This is a genomic window from Marinomonas sp. ABL3_031, from assembly GCF_056161265.1.
On record NZ_JBSWYU010000004.1, the window covers coordinates 63,632 to 75,453 of the forward strand.

Below are 11,822 nucleotides of genomic sequence, written 5' to 3' on the forward strand. Positions count from 1 at the left end.
TAGAGAAATGTATAAATAATCAAAAAATGGGTAAAAAAATGCCAGATTTTTTTCAACTAGTTGATTTTTTTTTATTATTTAGTTGAGGGAAAGAGCTTGCTCAGTTTCTTTGTATAAGCAACTGAGCAGGGCGATGGATTAAAATTCTTCAGTATCTATTTCTTTCTGTTGAGCCGCATTGTAGCGAGGGCCTGATACATTTTTTTGATTGATCATCTCATTCAGTAAGCTCATTTGCTGTTGATCCAATGTTAACTGTCCTGCAGCTAGATTGTCTTCCATGTGCTGTATCGAACGAGTACCTGGAATGGGGACAACATGGTTGCCTTTTCCTTTTAGCCAAGCCAATGCCAACTGTGCTGGTGTACAGCCTATGTCTTTTGCTAAAGAAAGATAATTATCCAGTAATGCTAAATTGTGTTTATAGTGATCTGCCTGAAAACGGGGCATATTGTTACGAATGTCCTTTGCTTCTAATTTGGAGGCATCCATCAAAGAGCCTGCTAGAAAACCGCGCGCCAATGGGCTAAATGCGACGAGGTTGATGTCTAACGCTTTGCAAGCATCTAACGCCGCGATTTCAGGATTTCGTGTCCACAAGGAGTATTCAGACTGTAAGGCGGTAATGGGAAATTCGCTGTGTGCTTTCTTTACTGTGTCAGCGGACACTTCAGATAAGCCGACGGCGCCAATTTTGCCTTCTTTAACCAGATCACCCAGTGTTCCCACACTTTCTTCTATGGCAACATCTGGGTCCAGACGATGCAAATAGTAAAGGTCTATGTAGTCAGTTTGTAGACGCTGCAAGCTGTCTTCACATTGTTGGCGAAGATTTTCAGGGCGGCCGTTAATGGTTTTTTTTCCATCTACCATGGCCATACCGCACTTGCTGGCCAGAAAGAATTCTTGACGATGATCCTTTAAGGCCTCACCGACTAAAAGTTCGTTTTTTCCTCCACCATATAGCGTTGCCGTATCAAAATGACGATAGCCCATATCAAATGCTGCTTGTAATGCTTTTACTGCTTCTTCATGAGGAACGGGAGAGCCATAAGCATGAGATAAGTTCATACAGCCAAGGCCAATACTTGGGTCGGATAGGTGTGGATGTTTTGACATAAGATGTCCTTGTTACTCGTTAATGAAACAATAACAAAAACAGGAAGCCATGGGCTTCCTGTTGGTTAAAAGGGGCTTATTTGAACTTCCCCAAATTAGTCGTCCAGACATTGCTCTAATTTGTGCAAAGTTTCCATAGCATCAATGGCTTGGGTTACACAGGCATTTGGTGCACGACCTTCTTGAATAGCAGCAATGAATTCACGATCTTGTAATTCAATGCCATTGTTGGATACGGCCACGCCACTTAGATCAATCTTATTGTCATTGCCGTCATATAAATCGTCATAACGCGCAAGATAGGTGCCATTATCACAAATGTAACGGAAGAAGGTGCCAAATGGACCATCATTATTGAATGATAATGACAAAGTACAAATGGCCCCATTTGCTACCTTCATACCAATGCTCATGTCCATGGCAATGCCTAATTCAGGATGAATTGGACCTTGCATGGCTTGTACTTTAGTAGCTGTCTCGCCTGTTTGATATTGGAACAAGTCCACGGTATGACAAGCATGATGCCATAGCAAATGATCTGTCCAAGAACGAGGTTTGCCTAAGGCATTTTTGTTGGAGCGGCGGAAAAAGTAGGTCTGAACATCCATTTGTTGGATCTTGAGTTCACCTGCTTGTACCTTATTATAAATCCACTGATGTGATGGGTTAAAGCGACGGGTATGACCAGCCATGGCTACTAACCCTGTTTTGTTTTTCACTTCAACGACTTTACGCGCGTCTTCAATATTGTCTGCCATGGGGATTTCAGACATCACATGTTTGCCTGCTTCAAGGCATTGAATGGTTTGCGCTGCATGCATTTGGGTAGGTGTAGCAAGAATGACAGCGTCCACATCATCACGTGCGAGGCTTTCGGCAAGGTCGGTAGTGAAGTGCGCCACACCACGCTCTTCAGCGAACGCTTTGATGGTATCGATTTTAGTTCCCACAACGGAAGTGACTTCTGCGCCTTCAATCGCTGCGATGGCGTCCATGTGTTTCATACCAAAAGCGCCTGAGGCACCTGCAATACAAATTCTCATTGGTTAACTCCTAATGGGAAGAAGGTTTATTGTTTTGCTAGACAATCTAGCACTGGACTTTTATAAGGGGTAATCCATAAAGCGCTTATGATATTCGTTTTTTGCAATGCTAAATACAAAAGACTCAACGTAATTGCTCAGAGATCTCCCTTAGTAGGCTTAAAAAATGTGACTGTGTTAGGGTTGGAAGCCAGCTTTTTCGGACACATAGGCCGATTGGGCGACGCGTATGTTCTAATGGAAAAGGGATGACAGTTAGTAATTCAATATTAATTTCGCGCTCAACTTGATGCGCAGACATTAGGGTTAGGCGATCACTTTCCAACAATAATTCACGGATTAAAATTTGAGAACTGGACTCGACTAAGCGTGCCGGCAAAGGAATCTTGGCATCAGCAAAAATATCTTCAAAGGCTTGTCGAGTCGGTGTGCCCTCCGTGGGTACGACCCAGGAGTATTGAGTTAATTGTTGGGCGTCGATCTGGTCATGTTGAAGTAAAGGGTGATCTTTACGGGCAATAATGGACAAAGGCGGTGACCAAAGCTCTTCTTGAATCACATCATCGGCTGGCGTTGGATAGCGTAAGGCTCCCAAAATTATATCAATATCACCTTGTCGTAAATGGTGAAGTAAGTCGCTATAAGGCCCTTCAGTCACTTTGATATTGACATCTGGGTGTCGTTCATTAAAACGTAAAATCGACTTGGGTAAAATGGTCATACGTGCCAATGGCATGCTGCCGATGGTAATGGTACTAACGTCTTTATATTGTAAGGCGTTGATTTCGTGTATGCCTTGGCGCAATTCGCTGAAGGCTAATTTGGTGGCTTTGGCTAAGGCTTGTGCGGCTTTAGTTGCGCTGGTGCCGAGACTGTTTTTTTCAAAAAGCGTCACACCAAGTAAGCGTTCTAGGTCTCTTGCGGCACGATGTACGGAAGATTGAGAGACCGCCAAATTACGACTTGCAATACTGAAGTTTTGCGCTTCACTGACAGCCACTAAAGCACGTAACTGCGTGGTACTGATGAGAGTGACTAGGTTTTTGGGAGCCGTGTCTTTGTTATCTTTAACTATGTCTTGGGTGGCCGTATGAATGTGATTAATGGCCCGGCTAACACGTTTTTGCCAAATTTCTCCTGAGGCGGTTGGGTACATGCCGTCAGAATGACGCTCAAACAGTAAGGTACCGAGGGAGGATTCTAATTTAGCAATGGCCTGAGTAATTGCTGGTTGTGACAGAAAGATACTGTCTGAGGCGCGCGTGATGCTCTTTAGTTCAGTCACTGCCAAAAACACGCGGAGGTGTCTTAAGTTTGGAATGGATGCTTCCATAGAACCCTCAAATTTTATACTTTTAAGAGACTATATCAAAAATGAATCCTGAGATACGTATTTTAAATGTTAATGGCCATTTTTAATCTAAGCGAATTTTTTTCTAATCATTGAGGCGGGTTGTTATGGAAGTGGTGTTAGAGATAACGGCGCCGATTTTTTTATTGATTTTTATTGGTTTTTTGGCGGTTCGCTTTGGTTTAATCGCCAGTGAGGCGCTATCTGGTTTAAGCCGTTTTGTACTTTATCTGGCATTGCCTGCCCTGATTTTTGTCAACTTGTCGGTGATGGATATACAGGAGGTGTTTCATCCAAGCTATATGTTGGTGTATGCCTTAGGCGGTATCGGTGCCTTTTTTATCACGGTCTTGATTGCCGCAAAAATGTTGCGTCAGAACTGGATTCGCAGTGGCGTAATGGGTGTCGGAGCGACCATGTCAAACAGTGCTTTTATCGGTTTTCCGGTATTACTGCAGTTTTTTGATGAGCCAATGACACAGGCTTTTGTGATGGCAATCATGGTTGAAAACATAGTGCTGTTGCCTGTGTGCCTGATATTTATTGAGACAATGTTAGGTAGAGAGCAGATGCGTTCTCAAACGCATACGGTGAGTTTATGGCGAGTGGTTAGCAAGCGCATTGTTAGTAACCCTTTACTGATTGCTTTATGTGCAGGCTTGGTATTTTCCTTATTTAATTTGCCAGTGCCAAGTTTTGCCCAACAAGGTCTTGAGTTTTTGGCAGCGGGAGCCGCGCCTACGGCTTTGGTCGTGATTGGCGGTGCCTTGGTGGGAGTGTCTATTAAAGGTCAGTTTCCCCCTATTTTGCTGGTTGCAGCGGGGAAATTATTGATCTTTCCCTTGTTGGTGGTGTTATTGCTCAATTTCACACCCAATATGGCGCACAGTTTTAAATTGTCGGTTATCTTATTTGCGGCCATGCCAATGTTCAGCACTTACCCCATTATTTGTGGAGAATATGGACAGCGAAGTTTCTGTGCTAGCACCTTATTGTTCACAACTGTATTATCGTTCCTAACATTAAGTTTATTGTTGCGCTTTATGGCGGCAGGTTAAGCCGCATAAAGAGTAAGATATTTAGGAGTAATTATGGCAAGCATCATGGTGCTCAATGGCCCAAATTTAAATTTGTTAGGAACACGCGAGCCTGCGCAATATGGTTATGAAACCTTAGCGGATGTCGAACAAATGTGTGAGCAAGCGGCAGCGGCTTTGGGTTATGAAGTAGAATGTCATCAGTCTAATCATGAAGGCGCTTTAATAGACTGGATTCATCAGGCAGGTCAGAAGGTGAAGTCGGGTGAATTGTTAGGCGTGGTGTTTAATCCGGGTGCCTATACCCATACTTCTATTGCACTTCATGATGCCATCAAGGGAGCGGATGTTCCTGTGATGGAAGTGCATATCTCGAATGTTCACGCTCGTGAGTCTTTCCGTCACCATTCCTACGTTTCCCCAGTCGCTAGCGGTATCGTGGTGGGAATGGGGGTACAGGGTTATGTGTTTGCGATTCAAGGTCTTGTTCAAAAATGTCAGGCCAAGGATCTGTAGCCGCTAAGTCAGAAGCACATTGATAGCGCCAAGTAGCCCTCTAAAAGAGTAAGGTGATTCTGCTCTTTTAGAGGTTTATGTTGAAGCTTGGCTTATCTACAGTGTAGAGTTTTACGCGAATTGCCTTTTAATAGTGAATTTAGGCAAACCAATGTCGGGTGCGATTGGCAAACCAAACCAAGGACAACATCACTGGTACTTCGACCAACACGCCGACTACCGTTGCTAAGGCCGCACCAGAGTGCAGACCAAACAAAGAGATCGCCACTGCGACGGCCAATTCAAAGAAATTAGAGGTACCGATCAAACTGGCAGGTGCCGCTTCTTTGTGGGGTAACTTGAATTTCTTTGCCAACCAATAGGCAATGGCAAAAATCCCATAGGTTTGAATCAGCAATGGAATGGCAATCAAAATAATGGCTTGAGGTTTGGCTAGAATGGTTTCCGATTGAAAACCAAACAACAGTACCACTGTCGCAACTAATCCTATGATAGACCAAGGTTTCATCTTGCTAAGGAAATCATTTAATTTGGAGTGATCATTGGCTTTGTCTAGTTTTTTACGCGTGATCGCACCCGCAATTAATGGAATCAATACGTATAGCACCACAGAAGCCAATAGAGTGTCCCAAGGAACATGAATGTCGGTTGCGCCCAATAAGAAGCCTGCGATTGGAGCAAAGGCAAAGATCATGATGACATCATTGATGGAGACTTGAACCAAGGTGTAATTGGCGTCCCCTTTGGTCAGTTGGCTCCATACGAAGACCATGGCGGTACAGGGTGCTACTCCCAGCAAAATCATCCCAGCTATGTATTCGTTGGCGGTCTGCGGGTCCACCCAATCGGCAAACAAGCCTTTGAAAAACAACCAACCCAGCAAGGCCATGGAGAAAGGCTTAATAAGCCAATTTACCACAACCGTTAATGCCAAGCCTTTGGTTTGTTTACCGACATTTTTAATGGCTGAAAAATCCACTTGCACCATCATAGGGTAAATCATTAACCAGATAAGAACCGCGATGACCAAATTGACTTTGGCGTATTCCATGTTGGCAATGACAGCAAAAACGTCAGGTATAAAATTGCCCAACATCATACCAACGAGAATGGCCAGCCCTACCCAGACAGTTAAATAACGTTCAAATAATCCCATGGCGTTGTCCTAATAATTTATTAAATGCTTTTCTGATTGACTCTTTTACTGAGCTCTTCAGCACTCTCAACACGCTCTGAATAGCGGTCAACGAAGACTTCCTTATTGTCTCTGAGCAACAAGGTGAATTTCATCAGCTCTTCCATTACATCCACAATGCGATTGTAGTAAGGCGAAGGTTTCATGCGACCATCTTCTTCAAACTCTAAGAAAGCTTTGGCGACAGAAGATTGATTTGGAATGGTCACCATACGCATCCAGCGGCCTAAAATGCGCATTTGATTGACTGTGTTGAAAGACTGAGAGCCGCCACAAACTTGCATGACGGCAAGGGTTTTGCCTTGAGTTGGTCTTACTCCACCAAGGCTTAGTGGCACCCAATCAATTTGGCTTTTGAAGATACTGCTCATCGAACCGTGACGCTCAGGAGAACACCAGACTTGTCCTTCTGACCACATCATTAAGTCTCTGAGTTCTTTAACCTTGGGGTGATGTTCGTCTTCCGTATCTGTTTGCGGTAGACCAGTTGGGTTGAATATACGGGTTTCAGCGCCCATGGCGGTGAGTAAACGCGCGCTTTCTTCCACCACTAAGCGACTGTAAGAGCGCTCTCGTAATGACCCATAAAGCAATAAAATGCGCGGTTGGTGGTTGCTGGGTTGAACCTGTAATTGATCGTGGTGAGGAATGTGAAATTGCTCACTGTCTAGGTTAGGCAGCCGATTATCCAGTAGGCTCATTATTGTGCCCCCAAAATCTCAAGTTCAAATTTCAACTGGTTTTTATCCAGCTGGCGAGAAGCCAAGGTTTTCAACTGCGCCACCCTTTCTTCAATGGTGTTAATACAGGCCATAAAGGCTTGCTGTTTTTCTGTTTCATCGCCTTCTAACTTGGACGGATCAGCAAGCCCCCAATGCACTTTTAAACTCTTGCCGAAGTATACTGGGCAGGTTTCCCCCGCTGCCGAGTCACATACAGTAATGACCAGATCGGGGGCAAAGTCTTCAAAGTCATCCCAAGACTGGCTGTGTAGATTGTCCGTGGCATAGCCTGCTTGCTGTAAATATTTAATCGACAAGGGATGAACTTCCCCCACAGGTTGGCTGCCCGCGCTTTTGGCTTCGATCATATCGCTAGCCATGCCATTGGTAATGGCTTCAGACAAAATACTACGACAACGATTGTGAGTGCAGATGTACAAAATTTTCATATCAACCTCATGGTTAGCAACAATGGTTGGATGCCGTTTGGCATGCTTTTAAGATAGTTAAAGCTTGCTGATAGTAGTCAGGATTATGTTGAGCCGTATTTTGAATGACTTGTTTTGCCCATTCTGGCAGTTGTTCATGAATTTGGTAATAAACCCATTTGCCTCGACGTTGATCTTGTAAAATACCGCATTTACGTAGCTCTGCCAGATGGCGTGAGGTTTTTGGTTGGTCTAATTGTAAGGCATCTTGTAGATCACAGACGCAGGCTTCCCCTGTCTGAGAAATCAGTAATAAGGTCTTTAAACGAGTGTCATCTGCCAAGCATTTATAGAAAGTTAAAGGCGTCATAATAAAAATATGTGGTAAATAATATATGTGAAATTTCATATATTATTGATCGAAAGTCAAGCTCCGGTGCAACGTTAGTGAGTTTAATGATGGGGATCAGAATAGATTTGTATTTAATCTCAAGTCGATGAGGTTAAGATAAGAGCAATAACTTGCTGCAGTGCGTTGTTAGATCTCTTTACTGTGGGTGATAAAAGACAACAGTTTGATCGGTACATCAAGCAACGCTTCTGGTCCGTGAGGAATGCTGGAATCGAAGGATAAAGAATCCCCTTTCTCCATGTGGTAAAGCTTATTACCGTGACGATACATGATTTCTCCTTCTAGGATGTAAATAAACTCCTGTCCAGGATGAGAAAATGTCGGGAAGATTTCACTTGCATCGTCCATTGTGATGAGAAAAGGTTCAACAATCTGAGTTTCACCGCGAGTGTAATTCAGTAGATGGTAAGTATGTCCTTTTTCGGTTCCTCTTCTGACTACTTCCATTCCTTGGCCTGCTTTTGTATGTTGAGCTCCCCCTTCAGGACGATCATAGTCGGCAAAAAGTTGTGAAATAGATAGGCCAATTGCATCACACAGGCGTCCAAGCGTATCCAAACTTGTCGATACTTGCGCGTTTTCTATTTTACTTACCATGCCTTGACTGAGTTTTGCGATGCGAGCGACATCCGCTATTTTCAGGTTTTGTGCCATCCGTTTACGTTTTACTTGCATGGCAATGTAATCTTCCAATCTCAAACGTGGCGACTGTTCTCTGTCCTGACTAATTTCGCCCTCTTTAAGTGCTTTTATGTGTCTTGATGGTGCGTCGCTTGTCATTTTCTTAAAACCCTTATTCTTCGTATGCTCATTGTAGCAGCTTTTTTTTGAGTCATTATCTTCTTAGCATTGGCTTATTTCTTTTAAGGAAAATAAATTTACTTAAAGAGAATGTCGTGGCAAGATATTTGCTTTCTTGAAGGGAATAATAGTTTCCCTTTAGGAATTTTTCGGGCGAACATGATGATAGTCGCTTGCTTTGAATGTTCCATAAGTTGTCCAAATGAACTTAGGAGTAATGTAATGCAATATAACGAAGTCACAAGTTTTTTAGAATCAAATAAGATCAAATATGTACTTGCCCAGTTTGTTGACATTCATGGTGTTGCCAAGACTAAGTCAGTACCGGCAAAAAATATCTTCGATGTGGTTGAAGAAGGTGCTGGGTTCGCAGGTTTTGCTGTTACTGGATTGGCGATGGAACCTCATGGTCCTGATTTTCTCGCCCGTGGAGATCTATCAACCTTGAGTATTGTACCTTGGCAGCCAGGTTATGCGCGTCTTGCTTGTGATGGTTACGTTAATAATGCGCCTTATCCTTATTGCTCCCGTGTGGTGCTAAAAAAGCAATTGCAGCGTTTGGAAGAAAAAGGTTGGACACTGAATACTGGATTGGAGCCAGAGTTTTATCTATTTAAAAAAGGGGAAAGTGGGCAGTTAACTCCGGTGGATGCTTCAGATACCCTAGATAAGCCATGTTATGACTATAAAGGCTTGTCTCGCTCACGAGAATTTTTGGAGCGTTTAGTTGAAGCGCTTCAAGCGGTTGATTTTGATGTCTATCAGATAGACCACGAAGATGCGAACGGTCAGTTTGAAATCAATTATACCTACAGCGATGCTCTCGAATCCGCGGATCGTTTTACGTTTGTTCGTATGGCCGCAGGTGAGATAGCCAATGATATGGGCATTATTTGTTCTTTTATGCCAAAACCTGCTGCAGACAAAACAGGTAATGGTATGCACTTCCATTTATCCATCACAGATGAATCTGGCAAGAATTTGTTTAGTGATGACAGTGATAAGTATGGTATGGGGCTATCAAAAATGGCTTATCACTTTACGGCCGGTATTCTTGCCCACGCTAAGGCCATTTGTGCCTTTGCGGCGCCAACAGTGAACTCATACAAGCGCCTGGTGGTGGGTGGTAATAGTTCTGGGGCAACTTGGGCACCAGCTTATGAGTGTTATGGTGACAATAACCGCTCCGCTTTAATTCGTGTGCCTTATGGTCGCTTAGAGTTCCGTCTACCTGACTCAGGTTGTAACCCTTATCTTGTACATTCCGCTTTGATTGCGGCGGGTTTAGATGGCATTGAGCGTGAGCTTGATCCTGGTGAACCAATGAATATCAACCTATACAATTTAACACTTGAAGACATTATCGCGAAAAACATTTCTATTCTCCCACAGACGTTAGGAGACGCTCTTGATGAGCTTGAAAAAGACACTGTGTTTGTTGACGCAATGGGTCGTGACATTGTTGAAGAGTTTTTAAAGGTTAAGCGTGCGGAGTGGGGTGAATATTTGCGCCATGTTTCTGACTGGGAACTGAAGCGCTACGCTGAATTTTTCTAATTGCTACCAGTGAGCTAAAAAATTAATTAAACAGAGGTTTCTGCCATGTGTGGAATAGTGGGTCTTTATCTGAAAAACGATAAATATGAAGGCAAATTGGGTGCGCTTTTTGAACCCATGTTGGTCGCGATGACGGATCGTGGCCCGGACAGTGCAGGCTTTGCGATTTATGGTGATGATGTTGCCTCTGATTGGGTGAAGTTAACCTTACGTCATCCAAGTGACACTTTTCATTGGGCAGATCTTGCGGATCAGTTAGCCACCGCATTGGCTTGTGAAGTGGACTGGATGCAGAACGCTAATGTGGCAGTACTGAAAGTGAACGCAACGGAAATGAGTGTACGTGATTGGATGGCCATGAATGCGAAGGATGTTTTGATTCTGAGTGCGGGCCATTCGATTGAGATTCTAAAAGAAGTGGGCCTTCCAGAAAACATTGCTTCGAAATTTAACCTAGAGGGTATGAAAGGCAGTCATATTATAGGACATACTCGCATGGCGACAGAGTCGGCGGTGACCATGGAAGGCAGTCATCCGTTTTCTACAGGATCCGATTTATGTCTTGTGCACAACGGCTCATTATCAAACCATAATCGCCTACGTGATAAATTGAAGCGCGAGGGCATCTCTTTTGAAACTGAAAATGATTCTGAGGTAGCCGCCGGATACCTGACTTGGCGCTTAAATAATGGTGATTCGTTGAAAGTGGCTTTAGAAAATGCGTTGAAAGATCTTGATGGTTTTTTCACTTTCACTATCGGTACCAAAGATGGCTTTGCTGTGATGCGTGATCCTATTGCCTGTAAGCCTGCAGTATTAGCGGAAACAGAAGACTATGTGGCGATGGCCTCTGAGTACCAAGCTTTGGCTTCATTACCAGGTATTGAACATGCCACCGTGTGGGAACCTGAGCCAGCAAGATTCTACATTTGGGAACGCAAGTCGTAGGGGAATAACATGAAAACATTTGATTTAGCCACCAGCAGCATTCGTGAACTGAACCAGGCACTGCATGCTCAACAGGCTTCACTTACCGAACAAGAATGGTGCGTTACCAACTCTAAAGGGGACCACAATATTGCTGTTGGTCTGGATGCGGATTTGCAAGTTGATATTCACGGTCATGCAGGTTACTTCTGTGCCGGAATGAATAAAACCGCCAGCGTTACCGTTCATGGCAATGCTGGTCAAGGTCTTGCTGAGAATATGATGTCAGGTGTGGTACGTGTAAAAGGTGACGCATCGCAGGCCGCAGGCGCGACGGCACAAGGAGGTTTGTTGGTCATTGAAGGCAATGCCGGGGCACGTTGTGGTATTTCCATGAAAGGTGTGGACATAGTGGTAAAGGGCAGTGTGGGTCACATGAGTTGCTTCATGGGGCAATCTGGTTCTCTTGTCGTATGTGGCGATGCGGGTGAAGCCTTGGGTGACTCACTTTATGAAGTGCATATTTATGTTAAAGGTGAAGTGAAATCACTTGGGGCGGACTGCATACAAAAAGAAATGCGCCCAGAGCATATTGAAGAGCTGAGCGGACTGCTGGCCAAGGCTGGTGTGGACGAGGATCCAGCTTCTTTTAAGCGCTATGGCTCGGCACGTCAGCTTTATACCTTCAAAGTTGATAATGCATCGGCATACTAA

At 44.0% G+C, this 11,822-nt stretch carries 13 protein-coding genes; 5 read left to right on the plus strand and 8 right to left on the minus strand.

Going from position 1 to position 11,822, the window contains the following annotated elements; all coding sequences use genetic code 11:
- Positions 1–138 precede the first annotated feature (138 nt).
- The 3 genes from ACXAH2_RS06395 to ACXAH2_RS06405 all read right to left on the minus strand — a co-directional run bounded on the left by ACXAH2_RS06395 (position 139) and on the right by ACXAH2_RS06405 (position 3,495).
- On the minus strand, positions 139–1,119 hold the full coding sequence (locus ACXAH2_RS06395) for an aldo/keto reductase (RefSeq protein WP_475077340.1): 981 nt from the start codon (positions 1,117–1,119) through the stop codon (positions 139–141).
- 95 nt (positions 1,120–1,214) lie between these two features.
- Positions 1,215–2,162, minus strand: a complete 948-nt coding sequence (locus ACXAH2_RS06400; RefSeq protein ID WP_475077341.1) for a Gfo/Idh/MocA family oxidoreductase — start codon at positions 2,160–2,162, stop codon at positions 1,215–1,217.
- 124 nt (positions 2,163–2,286) lie between these two features.
- Positions 2,287–3,495, minus strand: a complete 1,209-nt coding sequence (locus ACXAH2_RS06405) for a LysR family transcriptional regulator (protein ID WP_475077342.1) — start codon at positions 3,493–3,495, stop codon at positions 2,287–2,289.
- 125 nt (positions 3,496–3,620) lie between these two features.
- Here ACXAH2_RS06405 and ACXAH2_RS06410 point away from each other — a divergent pair, with 125 nt between their 5' ends.
- Together ACXAH2_RS06410 and aroQ are read left to right on the plus strand one after the other, a co-directional pair.
- Positions 3,621–4,571 carry an AEC family transporter gene (locus ACXAH2_RS06410; protein ID WP_475077343.1) on the plus strand — a complete coding sequence of 317 codons (951 nt, stop codon included), beginning with the start codon at positions 3,621–3,623 and terminating at the stop codon, positions 4,569–4,571.
- A 33-nt stretch (positions 4,572–4,604) separates the two neighbouring features.
- Positions 4,605–5,066 carry a type II 3-dehydroquinate dehydratase gene (aroQ, locus tag ACXAH2_RS06415; RefSeq protein WP_475077344.1) on the plus strand — a complete coding sequence of 154 codons (462 nt, stop codon included), beginning with the start codon at positions 4,605–4,607 and terminating at the stop codon, positions 5,064–5,066.
- A gap of 139 nt (positions 5,067–5,205) precedes the next feature.
- On the opposite strand, the gene arsB is transcribed toward aroQ, so the two are convergent.
- From arsB to ACXAH2_RS06440, 5 genes are all read right to left on the minus strand, one after another.
- Complete coding sequence (gene arsB, locus ACXAH2_RS06420) at positions 5,206–6,222, minus strand: ACR3 family arsenite efflux transporter (protein WP_475077345.1); 1,017 nt, start codon at positions 6,220–6,222, stop codon at positions 5,206–5,208.
- 20 nt (positions 6,223–6,242) lie between these two features.
- The gene (gene arsH, locus ACXAH2_RS06425; RefSeq protein ID WP_475077346.1) at positions 6,243–6,962 is read right to left on the minus strand and encodes an arsenical resistance protein ArsH; all 720 of its coding nucleotides are present in this window, start codon (positions 6,960–6,962) and stop codon (positions 6,243–6,245) included.
- The gene (locus tag ACXAH2_RS06430; RefSeq protein ID WP_475077347.1) at positions 6,962–7,432 is read right to left on the minus strand and encodes an arsenate reductase ArsC; all 471 of its coding nucleotides are present in this window, start codon (positions 7,430–7,432) and stop codon (positions 6,962–6,964) included. The genes arsH and ACXAH2_RS06430 overlap by 1 nt, the downstream gene beginning before the upstream one ends.
- 13 nt (positions 7,433–7,445) lie before the next feature.
- Complete coding sequence (locus ACXAH2_RS06435) at positions 7,446–7,820, minus strand: metalloregulator ArsR/SmtB family transcription factor (RefSeq protein ID WP_475077348.1); 375 nt, start codon at positions 7,818–7,820, stop codon at positions 7,446–7,448.
- A gap of 129 nt (positions 7,821–7,949) precedes the next feature.
- The gene (locus ACXAH2_RS06440) at positions 7,950–8,603 is read right to left on the minus strand and encodes a helix-turn-helix domain-containing protein (protein WP_475077349.1); all 654 of its coding nucleotides are present in this window, start codon (positions 8,601–8,603) and stop codon (positions 7,950–7,952) included.
- Between the two features lie 243 nt (positions 8,604–8,846).
- Here ACXAH2_RS06440 and glnT point away from each other — a divergent pair, with 243 nt between their 5' ends.
- From glnT to ACXAH2_RS06455, 3 genes are read left to right on the plus strand one after another with little or no spacing between them, the layout of a single operon-like run.
- Complete coding sequence (glnT, locus tag ACXAH2_RS06445; RefSeq protein WP_475077350.1) at positions 8,847–10,181, plus strand: type III glutamate--ammonia ligase; 1,335 nt, start codon at positions 8,847–8,849, stop codon at positions 10,179–10,181.
- 45 nt (positions 10,182–10,226) lie between these two features.
- Entirely contained in the window at positions 10,227–11,129 is a 903-nt protein-coding gene (locus ACXAH2_RS06450; protein ID WP_475077351.1) for a class II glutamine amidotransferase, read from the plus strand.
- A gap of 9 nt (positions 11,130–11,138) precedes the next feature.
- Positions 11,139–11,822 (plus strand): GltB/FmdC/FwdC-like GXGXG domain-containing protein, encoded by a 684-nt coding sequence (locus ACXAH2_RS06455; RefSeq protein WP_475077352.1) that lies wholly within the window; start codon positions 11,139–11,141, stop codon positions 11,820–11,822.